Here is a 16,986-nt window from a genome sequence, read left to right as displayed (position 1 = left end):
TTGTGAGACGCCTAATGTGGTTTAGAAGATCGTCATCACTATGCAGTAAATATTATAACGTACATCGTCAGGTTTGACAAAGGCTTATGTGAAAACGGATTAAACTTTCTTACTGAATAATGGGTAACGTTTTCACATGAAAAAGGTTAAGACGATTATGATTGTTCAGCAACGCTTGAATGAGAATGACCAGGCGTCTAATGATCAATTAGGAGGAACTGCTAACTAATATCAAAGCTGATTGGAGGGCTGTTAGAAATGAAAGTGTATTTGGAAACCGTTAATCGTGATCGTCAAAATTACCTTAGTTTTTTAAAACTTGCGGATCCCGATGAAACAATGGTTAAAAGCTATCTTGATTCGGGAGAATTGTTTAAAATTGTGGTGGGGGATAAAGTGGTTGGCGTTCTTCATCTAGTTGAGATTGATGATGAGACACTTGAAATCAAGAATATAGCGATTTTACCTGAATACCGAGGGCGGCATATTGGTTCAACGGCACTTCAAAGCCTTATTGAACTTTGTCGAGGCAATCATTATAAGCGGATATATGTCGGAACAGCCAACTCCAGTATCGAAAACTTCAAATTTTATCAAAAAAATGGCTTCCGATTTGATCATATTGTACCCGATTTTTTCTCGAATTATGATCAATCGATTTATGAAAATGGCATTCAGGCACTGGATATGCTTTATTTGGTGTATCGGTTTGATGATAAAAAGAAAGAGGATTAGATTGAAATTTACTTGGCAAAAACAATCAAATGAACCAAAGACGCTAAAAAAGTTTTTAAATACTCACGGAATCAGTCATCGAATGTATAAGAATATCAAGACCAGTGGGCAAGTTTTGATAAACAGTCGATCAAGTGATAGTCAGACTAAACTTGCGGATGGTGATCAAGTGACGGTTATTTTACCTGATGAAGCCGGTGACCCAAACGTTGCTGTTAGTGAACAACCAATCAAAGTGGTTTATGAAGATGATAACTGGCTGGTTGTCGATAAACCGGCAGGCTTAACGGTAGTACCGGGACCTGCTAATCGTGACGATACTTTGGTAAATCGGGTGAAAGGATATTTGGTGCGAGCCGGTGTAACAGACCTGGTGCCACATATTATCACCAGATTGGACCGTTTTACCAGTGGCTTGGTATTAATTGCAAAGCATCGGTTGGCAAACAGCCTGGCAAACGAACTGTTGGCGGCCAAACAGCTCCATAAACGTTACTTAGCGGTTGTGAGTGGTGGTGGTTTGCCGGATCATGGTCGAATTCAAAAACCGATTGCAAAGGATCCAAATGGTTATGGTCAGATCATTTCAGATGATGGCCGCTTTTCGGATACCGAATATTGGGTGAGGCAGCGCTTAAATGATGATATGCTGGTGGAGGTTGCCTTACACACGGGGCGTACCCATCAAATCAGAGTTCATTTTGCGTCTATAGGTCATCCGTTACTGGGCGATCAACTGTATCATGGCCCGATGAATATGGGAATTGATCGGCAAGCACTTCACGCGGTGATGTTAGGTTTTAATGATCCGTTCTCTCAATCGGAGATTAAGCTTAAAAGCCCGTTACCAAAAGATATGAGCTCGATTTTAGATTAAAATAATACTCATCTTGCTCACTGCGTAACGTTGTTAGAACAAGGCTTAAAATGATGCGCTGAATCGATAATGAGAATTTACTAAAATCGGAGGCATTCCGGTTGAAGTTTCCCCGGCTTCACGTTATGATAGCGGTATCAAATTAAGGAGGAGACTAGATATGTCTACCGAAGAGACCGATCTGACGGTCAAAAAAATTATTGCAGAATTAGAAAACAACGTTTCCGTGCTTGCATGGTTAAAGGATAACAAGAACGACGAGGAAGCCCAGAAGCATATTAAGGCGATTAAAGACGCGTTATCCAAAGCGAAGACTGATTTAATTAAGGCATAATGTTGTGTTGTTAGCGAGTTTGACCGGAATAATGTCTGATATTTCTATGTTCTTGGGTTTATGATATTGTGATGATTGTTAAGGTTGGATAAGCAGTCTTAATATTGAGTTCTGTGTTTGGTTAGGCAGCTCCTTTTACGACTGGAAATTAAATTAAGAACGTCTTACTGATATAATGTTGGTAAGGCGTTTTTTTATACTAAAAATTAGCGATTAACTTGTGAATCAAGGGGGATCTCCACATGGCAGAGGAACAAACGGCAATTTGTTTTATTGACCATCAAAAACATATGGTGATTGATGGACGGTATTTAAGGGATTTAGAACCGGCGACCCGGAATTTAATTAAAAGTGAGTACCCGTCCGCAAAGGTAACGGATTTTATTTGTGATCACGATTTATTGAAATATCAGTTGATGCGTGTTGACGGAATGGTTAAATCGGATGTGAAGCAAACTCGAAAAATCAATCGGCGACTCACTCGGGCGATGCAAAGTGATGATTATGAAATTGTTGATGTGAACGAGAATTTGGAGAGGACGCTAACAATGGGCCAGCGTGTTTCGGATGCTGTTGCCCGCTTTGGTGGTAGTTGGGGATTTATCGGTATTTTCACGTTTGTGTTAATTGCTTGGATGTTTGTCAATGGGGCCAGTCTATTCGGCATTCACTTTGACCCGTTCCCATTTATTCTGCTTAATTTGGGATTGAGTTGTATTGCGGCAATTCAGGCGCCTATCATTATGATGAGTCAAAATAGGGCTGCCGATCGTGACCGAATGAATTCCGAAAATGACTATCATGTTAACTTGAAGTCCGAACACGAATTGAGAATCTTACATGCAAAATTAGATAACTTAACTCAAAATCAATTACCACACACACTTGAAATTCAAAAGTTGGAAATTGAAATTCTGGGACAAATTCGAAATGAATTAGATGAACTTCATCGAGAAAAGGCCGGTCAATTTTCAAATGATCAACAAGATGGTGAAAAAGATGAGAAAGAGACGTCGGATCAATAAGACAAAGCCTTGATGAATCGGTTGGCTGGCCGTCATTAACCTGTTTGTTGGCTTTCTTCATTTTGACAAAAATGGGAAAATTCTGTAAGATATAATGTAACAAAGTGAAAACACGATTATATCTAGGAGGATTTTTTTGATAACCGTAAGAGAAGCACAGCAGGATGATGCGGGCCAGATAGCGCCGCTAATTGATATTATTTTTGATGAAATGCAACTTGATGAATTAGAAGACGTTCCCGAACCTGGACTCGCCAAGGTCATCACCAGGGCTTATCAGACAAAGACTTATCTTTCTGACAAAGCATCCACGGTGGTGGCCGAGGCCGATGGCCAAGTTGTTGGGGTAGTGTTTGGTTACCCCAGCGAAAATGAGGACGATATCAACAAGGTGCTGATTAATTTATCAAAGCAAAGTGCCGATTTTAAACAACCTTATATCCCTGATTCAGAAACGAACACCGATGAATGGTATTTGGATTCAATTGCAGTTAACCCAAATTATCAAGGTCACGGTATTGGAAGCAAGCTATTGGCTGCCGTTCCAAGAATGGCATTAAATGATGGTAAATCAGTGGTAGGGTTGAACGTTGATTTAGAAAATCCCGATGCAGAAAAATTATATGCACGCAAGGGATTCAAGACGGTGGGTTCGCAGATGATTGGTGACCATTTATACCATCATATGCAGAAACCGGCAAAGGATCCGAGCTTGTTATATGTTTAAAAATTGAATGTAAGTTGTTCAAAGAGAACCACAGCTTGAAATTGCTGTGGTTTCTTTTTTTACTTTTTGTCATATATAATTGACATTTTCAGAAGAATAGATTATATTGTCAATATAAAAAGACACATATATATGACACACTAGAACAATGCTCATTAATGGTCATAAGCCAAAGTAAGGGGGGTGGTGCTTTGAATCGAGTCAGGGAATATCGGAAGAAGCAGAAGTTATCCCAATTTAGTTTGGCAGAAAAAGTGGGTGTTGCGAGACAAACGATTAATTTGATTGAAAATGATAAATACAATCCATCTTTGAATTTATGTATCAGTATCGCCAAAGTGTTGGGAACAGATTTAAATACATTGTTTTGGGAGGTTGAGGATAATGAAAGTTAAGGAAACATTTGGTACTAAAATATTGAAACATTTTTATGGCATTCCGGGTGTACTGGATGAACATGCTAGACAGGAGGTTAGCCGAATTGGGAGCAACGCTTATTTAATGCTTGTCAGTTATCTTCTGATATCTACATTGATCATTTTGCTTATTTCAATCAGGCATCTTGAGAACGCTTTTTGGATTCTGGTGTTTTCAAATTTAATTGTCCCAATTTATGGTATAAATGGGTATGTGTTAGTTGCGACTAACAGATTACATCTTGCTGATAAAGAGGTCAGGGCACAGAATTATGCTGATGCTGTTAAGAAGAGTGTTAAGCGTGGGATAGGTATGGCAGTTTATTTTGGCACTACCATGTTTTTATTTACGTCAATCACCAACTGGTTTATTGATGGAACCCGGCCGATTCGAACGTTGACATCCATCCACGAAATCGTTAAATGGATATTAGCCGGTGCGCTTTTTGGATTATTAATGTTCATCTATGATTTGTTTCGGATTAAGAAATTTCGAGAGTAAGAGGGGGATAAAATGACTGCTTTATTAATGATAATTGGTATCCTGTTCTTCTGTCTTCTGGGATTTAATGATTATAGAAGGAGTCAGTTGACCGGAAAAACAATTTTCTTTTTAACGTTTGGAACTGTTATTTGGGTTGCAGGCAACATTATCAGTCAGTATTTTCACGGGATAAATTAATTTTATTGAACTTTTCATTAAAGCCGAGCAGATAATCGATCTGTTTCGGCTTATTATTTCCCTCTTTTACATATGTAGACATTTCTATTTATTCCTAGTGGATTGCCACCTTGATTGTGTCCTGCTTCTGTTCTATACTTGATAAACTCATTTTTTTGAAAGGAAGTCCTGTCATGTCTGAAAAAGAGTTATTCGCTAATGGTGAAATTACGGTTCATGGTGCCCGCCAAAACAATCTTAAGGGAGTCGACATTCGAATTCCTAAAAAAAGGACGACCGTTTTTGTCGGTCTATCCGGAGCCGGAAAATCGTCATTGGTATTTGATACGATTGCCGCTCAGTCACGACGGGAATTAAATGAAACATTCCCGAGTTTTACACAACAATATCTGCCTAAGTATGGTCAGCCGAATGTGCAATCAATTGATCATTTACCCGTGGCAATTGTGATCGAGCAAAAAAAGATTGGGCAAAATGCCCGGTCAACGGTAGCAACCTATACCGGTATTTACTCATTACTGAGATTGCTGTTTTCAAGAATTGGTCAACCATTTATTGGCTATTCGGACACTTTTTCATTTAATATGCCTCAAGGGATGTGTCCAACCTGTCAGGGGCTTGGTTACGTTGATGATATTGATGAGTCGGCTCTGGTCGATAAAAACAAATCACTGAATGAAGGCGCAATTACCTTCGTCAGTTTCGGTGTTGATACTTGGCGCTGGCGCCGGTATGCGGATAGTGGCCTTTTTGATAACGATAAGCCTCTAAAAGATTACTCGACAAAAGAGTGGGAATTGCTCATGCACGCACCACAGCAACAATTACACGGAGCGCCGGCAGCGTGGCATAAAACAGCTTTATATGAAGGGATCGTGCCGAGGATTCGACGATCAATTTTACATAAGGCCGAAGCTAAGCATCATCGAACGGAAATTGCCAAGGTTGTTACGCACAAGGCATGTCCCGATTGTCACGGTACCCGGTTGAATGAGTTGGTCAGGTCCAATCACATTGATGGTCAAAATATTGCGGATGTGTGTTCCATGACCCTTTCGGAAGTTGTGACTTTTTTGGAAAACATCAAAGTGCCGCTGGCTGTTTCAATTATTCGTGAATTAACAACGATGCTGAACTCGTTGATTAATATCGGGCTGGGTTATCTGTCTTTAAATAGAGGGACCAACAGCTTATCTGGCGGAGAAGCACAGCGAATTAAAATTGCAAAATATTTAAACAGTTCACTTTCGGATCTGGTTTACATTCTGGATGAACCAAGTGTTGAGCTTCATCCCCACGACATTCGGCTGGTAAAGCAGGCGCTGCGTCAATTGCAATCACGTGGCAACACTATTTTAATTGTTGAACATAACCCATTGATGATGACGGATGCGGATTATGCGGTCGAAATTGGGCCGGTGGCTGGCAACGGTGGTGGTCAGGTGACATTTACCGGGTCCTTTCAGGAGCTGCTTTCATCCGATACCTTGACGGGGCGCTATCTTCGTCGACCTTATCAGTTAAAAACGCCACGAAAAGTATCTGGTGAATGGCTTAAACGGACGCACATTCGGACACATAATTTGAAAGACGTCTCCGTTAATATCCCGGTGGGTGTTATGACCGTTTTGACCGGAGTTGCCGGATCCGGTAAAAGTTCGTTGGCTCAAGCGCTAATGGATGGGATTAAAACACCGGTTATCAATTTGAATCAACATGCTGCCAGCGTTAACCTTCGCTCGACGCCGTTAACCTACTTGGGGATTTTTGATAAAATTCGGCAACGTTTTGCCAAAGCAAACCATGTTTCAAGCAGCCTCTTTAGTTATAACGGGAAAGGTGCCTGTCCAACTTGCAAGGGGAAAGGCGTGACCATCACGAATATGGCGTTTATGGATCCCGTCGTTCAGGTGTGCGAAGCATGTCACGGTCGAAGATACAGTCCGGAAGCCTTATCCTACCAGTATCAGGGACACACAATTGCGGATGTCCTTGAAATGAGTGTAGATAAGGCCAGCCAAAATTTTGTCGATGATGAGGTCATCGGGCCGCGAATCCATGATCTGCAGCGGGTTGGTCTCGGATACCTTAAACTAAACCAGTCATTAACAACGTTGTCCGGCGGTGAATTGCAGCGATTATCTTTGGCCACTCAATTAAATGGCCAGGGAAATATGATTTTCTTGGATGAGCCGACAGCTGGACTGCACATGCAGGATATCGATAAATTGTTAGGCTTATTCAATGAATTGATCGATCAAGGGAATACACTGATTTTGATTGAACATAACCTGACCGTTATGACCCAGGCTGACTGGTTGATAGACGTTGGTCCGGATGCAGGAAGTTTTGGCGGCCAAATTTTATATGAGGGCGTTCCATCAGGCATTTTAAACGTTACCAAATCCTATACAGCTGCATCTTTAGCACGGGTATTGAAACCTCATTAGATAGTTCAACCGTGATTTACAATGATTATGAAAGCGAATGAAAGAATCGCTTTTGATTGTCATTGCAAACAGAATGGAATTTGTTATAATTGATTTTTAAATTGTATTTGGAGACTTTAAATGATGAAGAAAAATACGGCGACGGCTATTATGAGTGTGGTTGCAATTGCGGCGAATGCAACGATTGCAATTGTTACAGCATCCTTACTATCAACACAGAAAAATGATGATTCAAAGCATCATCATAAGCATCATAAGTAGAAAGAGGATTTAAATGGAAGACAACATTAAATTAGGCAACCCGGTTTTTGACAACATGTTATTTGTACTTGATCGGCCGGTTACCGAGGAAAATCACAAGGACTATCGATTTGAAAATGAAGAACTGCTTCAAATCAGTGAGGGTATTTGGGCAATGCCGGCTTATATGAAGAACGATGATGATTTTAGTTTGTTCTTTATTATTACCGAAATTGACAATGGGCAAACTGTACTTGCATTCTCAACCGGTGAAAAAAATGGCAGTGATTTTTCTTTAAGTAATCCGATTTTAACCGGTAAGGGATTAAATCTGTTAACAGCCTACGATAAGGACCGTGCAGCTTCGATTTTGCATTTTATTAATCAAATATCAAAAGCAGCCGAGGGCAATTGGCGAATGGTCGAAAACTAATTGAGCGAAAACGGTTGCAATTATTAAAAAAGCTGTTAAACTAATCTTAAATTTTGAACTTTTCGAGGTAAAATTATGGAACTTTCACTAGCAGAGTCAGCAAAGCAATTTAACGTAACACCGGAAGTGATCGCTGACTATATTACAGAAGGATTGGTCCCCAGCAAGACAAGTTTGGCTGATGGATCGACTTTAAATGATCGTGATATGTATTGGGTTGATATGGTTCATTGTTTTATTCAAAATGGTTCCTCAATTCAGGAAGTTAAGAAATTGATAGAACGTTGCGATATCTAGACAAAACAATTGTTTATTGGTAGAGACGATGATATTCTAAGTCTAGAGAGGACCGCACCCTTTTTTGTCGTTAATTAGATTCTCGTTTGTATTGATGTTAGATTACGCAGGTAAGATGACAACAAAGAGTTCCATCGTGCGATTAAGCACTTTGAGTATCCAATGATAAAATTGGATCAGTCTTCGGGTATGGACGAAGTAAAATTTAGTTAAAACCAACAGGGATGTCGGTTCTCTCTGAAAGGCTGTTGTCAAGCAATGCTTGGTGACAGCTTTTTTCTGTACACCTAACAATTATTTCCCCAAAGATGGAAATTTTGGCTCACAAATGCAATAATAATAGTACATATAGATTGGAGTGATTAACTAATGGAAGGAAATGGTCATAATCACGACGTCTTGAGCGGTAGCCGCTTCTTTTTTGTTACTGTTTTAAATGTCCTAATTACAATTGCTGAATTTGTTGGTGGTGCGTTATCCGGAAGTCTTTCGTTGATTTCTGACGCTTTTCACAATTTGGGGGATTCTTTTTCAATTGCATTTAGTTATGCAGCCCATCGAATTAGTAAAAAACGCCAAAATGAGCGAAACACCTTTGGCTATAAACGTGCTGAAATCATTGCAGCATTTTTAAATTCGATTGCCTTATGTTTGATTTGCGTTTTTTTGGTGATTGAGGCGGTGAAACGACTTTCACATCCTCAGTCAATTAACGGTAATTTAATGCTAATTGTTGCTATAATAGGGTTAATTGCCAATTTTGTTTCTGCTTTTTTGCTAAATGCCGGTGCAAAGCATAATTTGAATATGCGGGCTACGTATCTTCATATTTTAAGTGATGCTTTGTCTTCAGTTGCCATCATTATTGGTGGTGTCTTGATCGACATATTTGGCTGGGTCATGATTGACCCGATTGTGACAATTTTGGTTGCGGTATATATCTTTTACGAGTCAATCCCGATTATCCGGCAGACGTGTCGAATTTTAATGCAGGGTGCCCCGGATATTGATTATCAAGCAATCAAGAATGATTTGTTGAAGATTAATGGTGTTTTTGGCGTCCATCACGTCCACGCATGGTCGATTGATGAGCATAATATTATTTTTTCGGCCCATGTTAACATGCATGATATGAAAATCAGTGAAGCGCAACAGATTTATACTGAAATCGATGATCTGATGGAGAAAAAATATCATATGTGTCACGTGACGATCCAAGCTGAAACCACCCGTGGTGAAAATGAAGATATGATTTACGATCGAGGAAACGACATCCCGTAATTCTGTCATCTAAAGAATAGAATATATAGGAGATTTTGATTTAATGACACCGATGAAAGAAGACTATTTAAAAATTATTTTTGAACTTGGTGGTGCAAACAAACTGGTCAGCAACAAGCAAATTGCGATCAGTTTGGATATTGCGGCAGGCTCGGTTACGGAAATGGTCAACAAAATGGTCGACGAAAAGTTGGTCACCCATAAGCCATATTCCGGGGTTCAGTTAACCAAGACGGGTACGCGCTATGCTGAAGAATTGGTTCGAAAGCACCGAATTTGGGAGACTTTTTTAATTAATGTGTTGCATTTTGACCTTCCCGATGTGCATCGTGAGGCTGAACAACTGGAACATGTTACCAGCGATAAAATGATTAATCATTTGGATGACTTTTTGGGACATCCAAAGAGATGCCCTCACGGCGGTATTATTCCCGATAAAGATGGTCATTATGAGAAGGATCATGATAAACTGCTAATGGATGCCAAAGATGGTGAAGAGGTGGTTGTCAATCGCTTTATTGATAATCACGATTTGTTGACGTTACTGGGAGATATTAAATTGGATCTTGGCGATCGTTTAAAAATTATTTCGCACGACCCGTTTGAGGGATCCGTTGTTGCACAAAATTTGACGGATAAGAAACAATTGACAATTGGGTACAAGACGGCGCATTACGTATTTGTGAAATGATGATGTGATTGGTTTATGCGTTTCTGACAGTTATGACAGCGCACTTGATAAATCAAATTAGTGGCGTAAGATTGTCAGTTTTAAATCCGGTGATTTCTGGGGTGTGTAAGCTAATGGACGAAGAACAACGTAAATATGAACAAAAAAGGCAACACGATCAGCTGGTATTGGATACTTGTATTCTTGCCGGAACCATTATGATTGAATCCGGATCAGAAATGACCAGGGTGAATAATACGATTTTAAGGATTGCTCGAAATGCCGGTTTGGCAAAGGCCCGAGTCTATGTGACCGTCACAGGAATTATTATGTCCGGTGGCGTGTCAGACGTTGGTGCGCAGGTTGGTTCGATTGACAAGCGATCCTTTGATTTGGAAAAGGTTGCCAAGGTTAATGAGTTGTCCCGGCTTTTTGAAGCCAAGCAAATTGATATTTCCGACTTTTATGATCAACTCATTCACATTGATGATGTGGTCGGGACGTTTCCCTTGTGGGTTCAGGAAATCGGTGCCGGGATTGTCAGTGGTGCGTTAACCGTCGTTTTTCGAAATAATATTGCTGATTTCTGGATTACTTGTTTGGTCGGAATGGCCGGCTGGGCTGTTCTGTATTTTTTGAATATTTATGTTCAGATTCGGTTTTTAAGTGAATTTTTGGCGGCTGCGGTTGTTGCAGCCTTGGCGATTATGTCTGTACAGCTCGGCTTTGGACATCAAGCGGATGATATTATCGTTGGTGCGATGATGCCTCTGGTACCGGGGATTCCACTGACCAATGCTGTGAGAGATGCTTTGTCCGGTAATCTGATTAGTGGTCCTGCCCGTGGTATTGAAGCATTGATCAGCGCCTGTGCTTTGGGCTTTGGCGTGGCGATTGCACTGCATTTTATGTGATGAGGTTGATGAAATGAATCCAATTGAGTTTTTTATCATAAAATGTATTTGTGTTTACCTGTCAGGAATCGGTTTTGGCCTGATCGTGAATCTCCCACATAAAGCACTAAATATCGCAGGCTTCAATGCGCTGCTGGGCTGGTTGGTTTATTACGTGATCATCAATACATGGGGCGGCCTGGGATCGTCCAACTTTTTTGGCGGTCTCTGCATCGGTGTGACATCAGTCATCATTGCACGTTGGAAGAAAATGCCGAGTATTTTATTTGATGTTCCCGGATTGGTACCATTAGTACCCGGCGGTCAGGCCTATAACACAATTAAAAGTTTTGCGATGGGGAATTATCAAGCGGCGTTCAGCTATCTATCAGAGGTGATTTGGATTGCTGGGTCAATTGCGCTTGGATTTATTGTTGCGGAGCTGGTTAATAAGATCAGGATAAAAGTTGAACGTGATTTAAGGAAGTTGAAACGGTCACGAAAATCAAAAATTTAAGTAAAGCGAGGTTGAGACAAGCGAAATTTGTCCAACCTCGTTTTTTGTTGATTGACGAAAATGACGATAACCGGTATTGGGAAATATCTATTAATCGCTTTCTTTAAACTGGATGATTGACAAAGCAGCTCATATCAATTACTATATTTATGAAATCATATTATATGACATATAGTATTGCAGAGGTGACGATATGGCAATCCAATTAAGTTCGGAACTTTTAGATGGATGTGTGCTTGGACTGTTGATGCATGATGATTACTATGGTTATGCCTTAACACAGAAAGTTCAAGAGTCGGTTTCCGTTTCAGAATCAACGATGTATCCGGTTCTTCGAAGATTAAAAAAGAATCAACTGTTGACCACTTATGATGAACCCTACCAGGGACGTAACCGGCGTTATTACCAAATTACTGCGGAAGGTAAACGACAATTTAGTGTGATCCAGTCTGAATGGCGGGACTTTAAAACCGGGATTGATAAAATGTTAGGAGATGAAGCGGGGCATGAATGATTATATTGAAGAATTAAAAGCAATGCTAACGCAGCTGGGAGCTCAAGAACAAAGCGATGTGCTGGATTTCTATACAGAGTACTTACAAGATGGCCAGTTTGTCACATATACTGACTGTGTCAGAGAACTAGGCACTCCACGGCAGTTGGCACGTAAGGTATTGGCGGATTATTCCATTAAAAATTTGAATACAGCTTCTCAATCAGGAAGTCGTGCTAATAAACCCAAAGATGATGTTAAAACAATTTGGCTGATTGTGCTGGCAGTTTTGTCGACACCGATTACCATCCCGCTAGCGTTTGGGGCGGTTGGTTTATTTATCGCCGCAATTGCGGTTGCCGTCGGTATATTAGCGGCTATCTTCGGTGTTGGCTTTGGCGTTATTTTTGGCGGCCTGGTTTCTCTGGTAACCGGATTAGGTGTTGTCAGCAACAACTTTTGGGTTGGTATTTTCTACCTTGGCGTTGGATTAATTGCTGCAGGCGCGATTATTATGCTGATACCGGCTTTTCGAGGACTGGTAGACGGTGTCATTCATGGCATCACGGTTTTCTCGAAGTGGATGTATAGCAAGATTGTCAAAAAAAATCGAGCAGAAAAACACGGAAGGGGACAACAAAAATGAAAAAACCGGTCATTATTGGGTTGGTTACGATGATTGTTGGATTGATTCTCGCCGTGGTTGCTTTGGGCCATTCAGGCCTTCAAACGGTATATTGGGACAGCGGTTTTAAAGTTGAGAGTCAAAAGAACAACTCGAAGACTTATCAAAAGACCTTTGGCACTAATGTTAAACAAATTGAATTTACAGCTGATAATACCATTGAAATCAGAAGTGGTGATGTTTCCAAAACGCAAGTGTCGTATACAACCGGAACGAAGGTTCAAAAAAATGGCGATATTTTAACGGTTGATTCGCCTAACCGGCATCATATTTGGCGAGTTGGGATTAACATTGATTCCGAAGATGATGATCAGGGGCGTACAATAATTACACTTCCGCGAAAAGCAAAACTGACACGTATTAGTGGTCGAAATAATGATGAGCTTTTCGTAAGGGATTTATCACTTAAAGATTTTCAATTGTCAGGGCAGGCCGATCTTGACATGCAGGATGTCAAAGTTGCGTCAGACTTGAACTTAAAAGGATCAGGTGGTGATTCAACGCTTACCAGAGTCAGTGCACCGTCTGTCTCTCAGGACACATTGGGCGGTGATATCGATTATCAGAACTGTCGCTTTGTTGACAACCACAGCTATCTATCCTCAGCCGGTGGCGATATTTCGATTTCAAATAATCAGTTCAAGGACGTTTCTATAAATGTTCAGGGCGGTGATTTTTCATTCAGAAATAATCGAATTTTGAAGCGGTTATCTGCAAAGTCGGCGGGTGGTGATATAGACGGTCAGGTTCTTAACCGGCAACAATCGCGAGTCGCTGTGAGTGCTGAAGGCGGAGACGTTGAATTGTTTGGTCAATCCAATCATTCGTGGAACATGGATAAGAAGAAAGCTGTTTCATATCATCTGTCTTCCGAAGGTGGGGACGTTACGATTGAATAAAGAGTAGACTGATTACTTTCTTGTATCGTTTATTAAAGAAACTGATCGGTCTATTTTTTTGATTATTTTATCAGACTTTAAGAGATTGGAAAATTTAATTTGAATAAAAAAAGGCGTTAATGAATGTGATATACTCAAAACTGAGATTTATTTCGTAGAGAGGATTGTTGAAGATGTTTGGGAACGAAGGTTACATGATGATCGATAGGGATGTGAACCGGGCTTTTAAGCTGCTGGTTAGTATCATTATTACCCTGTTATTATCAATTTCGGTGGCATTTAATTTCGACTATTTGCAATTTTTGGATTCAATTTTTACTACTGCAATCCAAGGAAAAGCGCCAAGTGAGCTTTTAGAAAAAATATATTTGCTGATATCATTTTTGGCAAGTCCAAAGATGGATATATTGTGGGTGTTTGTCATTGCCTTTTTCTTGTGGGGATTCAAATATAAAGTTCCAGCGTTATGGGCAATCTTTACGCTTGGCGGTGGGGATATCATTGGTTTTGTGGTGAAGCACCTTGTTAAGCGCCATCGGCCGCCGCTTCATCTTGGCGTAGACAATGGGTACAGTTATCCCAGCGGCCATGTACTTGGCTTTTTCCTGATTATGGCTGTTTTGTGGATTTCTGTGATCCCGTTGATTAAGTATGCATCGATACGTTGTATTTTACGAATTCTGATGGGTATTGCACTTATTCTAGTGATGTTTTCCAGGGTTTATCTGAATGCGCATTATCCCACGGATACACTGGGAGCCGCGTTAGTTGCATATAGCTGGCTGTTAATTTCAGAAATGTTTTATGTTAAATTTGCCCCACAGGTTGCCCGATTCCGCTTTGTCGTGAATACAAAGGTTTAAGTTGATTCTATGTGATTTGTTTTTCATTAGGGCCGTTGCTGATACTTAACGGAGAACAGTTTTGAGAGGTTTTAAAATTGACGATTTATACACAGCGGCTGGTTATTCGGCATCTTGGCCTGGATGATTATCCCCAATATGCTGATTTAACGTCCCAGCCGGAAGTTGAAAGCGGTGCGGGCTTTAACTTGATCAATAACCCCCAGATGATTCAAAGTGCCTTAAAGCGGCAGCTGCGAGCACCTGGATCGTACGGCATTTTTAAGGGATCTCAATTAATTGGTGCAATTTTATTATTTAAACGAATCGGTAAAGGCGGCCGTCCGGATGATCATCATTTGGAAATGAGTTATTTCCTCACACCGACCTGTTGGCGACAGGGTTATATGAGCGAAGCAATTACCGGACTCATAGCTAATCTTCGGGGACATCCTTTGGTTGAGTCGATTGTTGCGGAGGTATTTGTTGATAACAAGCGTTCGACGGCCCTTTTAAAGCGTCTAAAGTTTGCATTTGTAACGGAGATGCGTGATCCGATTGTTGGCCGTCAAAAGGTGATTTATGAGTTGAAGCTGACATGACGAAACCACGTTTGTTGTCATATGTCGTGAATTGAGTTACAATTCTTAGTGTTAAAAAGTAAATAATCAGACAAATCAATGTATTCGAGTAGAGGCGCATTCATTAAGAGTATATTTCAGGAACTTGAAAAGAAGTTGGGACTGAAGTAAAAAGGGATGAGTGCCGAAATGGACAGTTACTTTTCTGACTGTCTGTTGGGACTTAATTTAACAAATTAAGGACTGTCGTGGTTTGACCGCCACGGGGAGCTATCAAGATGTTGAAAAACACTTACCGTCTCTTTCAATATATTTTTGAAAGGGACTTTTTTTGTAGTCTGATTCGGATCAAAAATTTAGAGATGAGGTTTTAGATAATGGATGAAAATGGAAACGACGGCAATGGCCAGGTTAAAAGGGGCCTTAAGGCGCGTCATGTGTCAATGATTGCCCTTGGTGGCTGTATTGGTACCGGATTATTTGTTGCCAGTGGGTCTGCCATTTCTCAAGCGGGTCCTTTGGGGGCGTTAACAGCGTACTTCTTTATGGGGATGATGGTTTATTTCTTAATGACCAGCTTAGGTGAAATGGCAACCAACATGCCGATTTCCGGATCGTTTGCTGCCTATTCAGCTAAGTATGTAGATCCTGCTTTGGGGTTTGCGATGGGGTGGAATTATTGGTTTAACTGGGCGATTACCGTTGCCGTTGATATCAGCACGGCTGCACTGGTAATGGCATTTTGGCTTCCTAATATTCCTCAATGGATTTGGAGTGCAATTGCGTTAGTCATTATTTTATCGATTAATGCAATGTCGGTTAGGGCGTTTGGTGAAACGGAATTTTGGATGTCCCTGATTAAAGTTGTGACCATCATTATTTTCTTGGGTGTTGGTTGTTTAACAATTTTTGGCATTATGGGTGGCCATTTCATTGGGTTAAGAAATTTTTCTATCAAACAAGCTCCCTTTGTTGGTGGGTTTCCTGCTATTTTGAGTGTCTTCGTCGTCGCTGGATTTTCATTTCAAGGAACGGAGCTGGTCGGTATTACAGCCGGTGAATCTCAAGATCCGCAACACAGTGTTCCAAAGGCGATTAATGAAGTCTTTTGGCGAATTATTTTATTCTATATATTGACTATTTTCGTGATTGCGGCAATTATTCCGTATACGAGTCACTCACTGTTGGGATCCAGTACGACAGATATCGCCATTAGTCCGTTTACGTTAGTCTTTCAACGAGCCGGTTTAGCCGCGGCAGCAAGTATTATGAATGCTGTTATTTTAACCTCGGTTATTTCTTCAGCCAATTCGGGAATGTATGCGTCAACACGAATGTTGTACTCTCTTTCAAATAGTGGCTATGCGCCTAAGCGATTTGGTAAGACTGCTGCAAACGGCATCCCTTACTATGCTTTGATTGCAACAACGGTTGTATCGCTTCTGACATTTATTTCAAGTATTGCCGGACCAAAGATTTACATGTGGCTGGTAGCCGCGTCCGGATTGACCGGATTTATTGCCTGGTTTGGAATTGCTATTTCGCATTATCGATTTAGAAGGGCTTTTGTTAAGCAGGGGCACGATTTGAAGGAATTGAAGTACCATGCCAAATTGTTCCCGTTCGGCCCAATTCTTTGTTTGATTTTATGTATTTTGGTTATTGTGGGACAAAATCCAAGTGCATTTATGCATTTTGATTGGACACAAATTTTAGTGACGTATATTAGTGTGCCACTGGTACTGGTTTTGTATTTTGGCTATAAACTGAAAAAGCATACGAAAATCATCCCACTTGAAAAGGTTGATATTTCCCCATCTCACGAAGAGGAAGATCTTTCAAAACTAAATGATAATTAATCTCATTTTCAATAATTGGACTATCCCATATTGGGGTAGTCCAATTATTT

General features: G+C 40.5%; 22 protein-coding genes and 1 riboswitch. All 22 genes read left to right on the top strand.

The features are described from left to right. The first annotated feature begins 258 nt into the window (after window positions 1–258). The 22 genes from GQR93_RS11045 (at window position 259) to GQR93_RS10955 (ending at window position 16,936) form a co-directional block, all read left to right on the top strand. The gene (locus GQR93_RS11045; protein WP_004466809.1) at window positions 259–735 is read left to right on the top strand and encodes a GNAT family N-acetyltransferase; all 477 of its coding nucleotides are present in this window, start codon (window positions 259–261) and stop codon (window positions 733–735) included. Further along, the gene (locus GQR93_RS11040) at window positions 713–1,612 is read left to right on the top strand and encodes an RluA family pseudouridine synthase (protein WP_004466811.1); all 900 of its coding nucleotides are present in this window, start codon (window positions 713–715) and stop codon (window positions 1,610–1,612) included. The genes GQR93_RS11045 and GQR93_RS11040 overlap by 23 nt, the downstream gene beginning before the upstream one ends. Window positions 1,613–1,772: 160 nt before the next feature. Continuing rightward, window positions 1,773–1,946: a hypothetical protein gene (locus tag GQR93_RS15310; protein ID WP_003559433.1), complete on the top strand. Its 174-nt coding sequence runs from the start codon at window positions 1,773–1,775 to the stop codon at window positions 1,944–1,946. A 242-nt stretch (window positions 1,947–2,188) separates the two neighbouring features. Then, window positions 2,189–2,971, top strand: coding sequence for a DUF1003 domain-containing protein (locus GQR93_RS11035; protein WP_004466813.1), 783 nt, complete (start codon window positions 2,189–2,191; stop codon window positions 2,969–2,971). Between the two features lie 136 nt (window positions 2,972–3,107). Then, a complete protein-coding gene (locus tag GQR93_RS11030) occupies window positions 3,108–3,698 on the top strand; it encodes a GNAT family N-acetyltransferase (RefSeq protein WP_003559436.1) in 591 nt (196 codons plus the stop codon). A 191-nt stretch (window positions 3,699–3,889) separates the two neighbouring features. Further along, the gene (locus tag GQR93_RS11025) at window positions 3,890–4,093 is read left to right on the top strand and encodes a helix-turn-helix transcriptional regulator (protein ID WP_003635622.1); all 204 of its coding nucleotides are present in this window, start codon (window positions 3,890–3,892) and stop codon (window positions 4,091–4,093) included. Continuing rightward, window positions 4,083–4,616: a DUF3278 domain-containing protein gene (locus GQR93_RS11020; protein WP_004466816.1), complete on the top strand. Its 534-nt coding sequence runs from the start codon at window positions 4,083–4,085 to the stop codon at window positions 4,614–4,616. The genes GQR93_RS11025 and GQR93_RS11020 overlap by 11 nt, the downstream gene beginning before the upstream one ends. A 12-nt stretch (window positions 4,617–4,628) precedes the next feature. Next, a complete protein-coding gene (locus GQR93_RS15305) occupies window positions 4,629–4,796 on the top strand; it encodes a hypothetical protein (RefSeq protein WP_004466818.1) in 168 nt (55 codons plus the stop codon). A 173-nt stretch (window positions 4,797–4,969) separates the two neighbouring features. Then, the gene (locus tag GQR93_RS11015) at window positions 4,970–7,246 is read left to right on the top strand and encodes an ATP-binding cassette domain-containing protein (protein WP_004466819.1); all 2,277 of its coding nucleotides are present in this window, start codon (window positions 4,970–4,972) and stop codon (window positions 7,244–7,246) included. A gap of 120 nt (window positions 7,247–7,366) precedes the next feature. After that, the gene (locus GQR93_RS15300) at window positions 7,367–7,507 is read left to right on the top strand and encodes a hypothetical protein (protein ID WP_004466821.1); all 141 of its coding nucleotides are present in this window, start codon (window positions 7,367–7,369) and stop codon (window positions 7,505–7,507) included. Between the two features lie 13 nt (window positions 7,508–7,520). Continuing rightward, complete coding sequence (locus GQR93_RS11010; RefSeq protein WP_004466823.1) at window positions 7,521–7,919, top strand: hypothetical protein; 399 nt, start codon at window positions 7,521–7,523, stop codon at window positions 7,917–7,919. Window positions 7,920–7,994: 75 nt separating this feature from the next. After that, window positions 7,995–8,216 (top strand): MerR family transcriptional regulator, encoded by a 222-nt coding sequence (locus tag GQR93_RS11005; protein WP_003559448.1) that lies wholly within the window; start codon window positions 7,995–7,997, stop codon window positions 8,214–8,216. Window positions 8,217–8,585: 369 nt separating this feature from the next. Continuing rightward, window positions 8,586–9,497, top strand: a complete 912-nt coding sequence (locus GQR93_RS11000; protein ID WP_004466825.1) for a cation diffusion facilitator family transporter — start codon at window positions 8,586–8,588, stop codon at window positions 9,495–9,497. 43 nt (window positions 9,498–9,540) lie between these two features. After that, entirely contained in the window at window positions 9,541–10,188 is a 648-nt protein-coding gene (locus tag GQR93_RS10995) for a metal-dependent transcriptional regulator (protein WP_004466827.1), read from the top strand. Window positions 10,189–10,220: 32 nt separating this feature from the next. After that, complete coding sequence (locus tag GQR93_RS10990; protein ID WP_004466829.1) at window positions 10,221–11,081, top strand: threonine/serine exporter family protein; 861 nt, start codon at window positions 10,221–10,223, stop codon at window positions 11,079–11,081. Window positions 11,082–11,094: 13 nt separating this feature from the next. Next, window positions 11,095–11,577 (top strand): threonine/serine exporter family protein, encoded by a 483-nt coding sequence (locus tag GQR93_RS10985; protein WP_004466831.1) that lies wholly within the window; start codon window positions 11,095–11,097, stop codon window positions 11,575–11,577. A 193-nt stretch (window positions 11,578–11,770) separates the two neighbouring features. Next, window positions 11,771–12,091, top strand: a complete 321-nt coding sequence (locus tag GQR93_RS10980; protein WP_004466834.1) for a PadR family transcriptional regulator — start codon at window positions 11,771–11,773, stop codon at window positions 12,089–12,091. Continuing rightward, window positions 12,084–12,716 (top strand): DUF1700 domain-containing protein, encoded by a 633-nt coding sequence (locus GQR93_RS10975; protein WP_003635635.1) that lies wholly within the window; start codon window positions 12,084–12,086, stop codon window positions 12,714–12,716. Before GQR93_RS10980 ends, GQR93_RS10975 begins: the two co-directional genes overlap by 8 nt. After that, on the top strand, window positions 12,713–13,654 hold the full coding sequence (locus GQR93_RS10970) for a DUF4097 family beta strand repeat-containing protein (RefSeq protein WP_004466837.1): 942 nt from the start codon (window positions 12,713–12,715) through the stop codon (window positions 13,652–13,654). The genes GQR93_RS10975 and GQR93_RS10970 overlap by 4 nt, the downstream gene beginning before the upstream one ends. A 173-nt stretch (window positions 13,655–13,827) precedes the next feature. After that, window positions 13,828–14,517 carry a phosphatase PAP2 family protein gene (locus GQR93_RS10965; protein WP_004466840.1) on the top strand — a complete coding sequence of 230 codons (690 nt, stop codon included), beginning with the start codon at window positions 13,828–13,830 and terminating at the stop codon, window positions 14,515–14,517. A 77-nt stretch (window positions 14,518–14,594) separates the two neighbouring features. After that, window positions 14,595–15,098, top strand: coding sequence for a GNAT family N-acetyltransferase (locus GQR93_RS10960; RefSeq protein WP_004466842.1), 504 nt, complete (start codon window positions 14,595–14,597; stop codon window positions 15,096–15,098). An 81-nt stretch (window positions 15,099–15,179) separates the two neighbouring features. Beyond that, window positions 15,180–15,358: riboswitch (Lysine riboswitch) on the top strand. Window positions 15,359–15,454: 96 nt separating this feature from the next. Further along, window positions 15,455–16,936, top strand: coding sequence for an amino acid permease (locus GQR93_RS10955; RefSeq protein ID WP_003635641.1), 1,482 nt, complete (start codon window positions 15,455–15,457; stop codon window positions 16,934–16,936). Window positions 16,937–16,986 lie beyond the last annotated feature (50 nt).

Source organism: Lentilactobacillus hilgardii, from assembly GCF_009832765.1.
Lineage (GTDB): Bacteria > Bacillota > Bacilli > Lactobacillales > Lactobacillaceae > Lentilactobacillus > Lentilactobacillus hilgardii.
The sequence above is the reverse complement of the archived record's forward strand: the minus strand, read 5'-3'. Positions and strand labels throughout refer to the sequence as shown.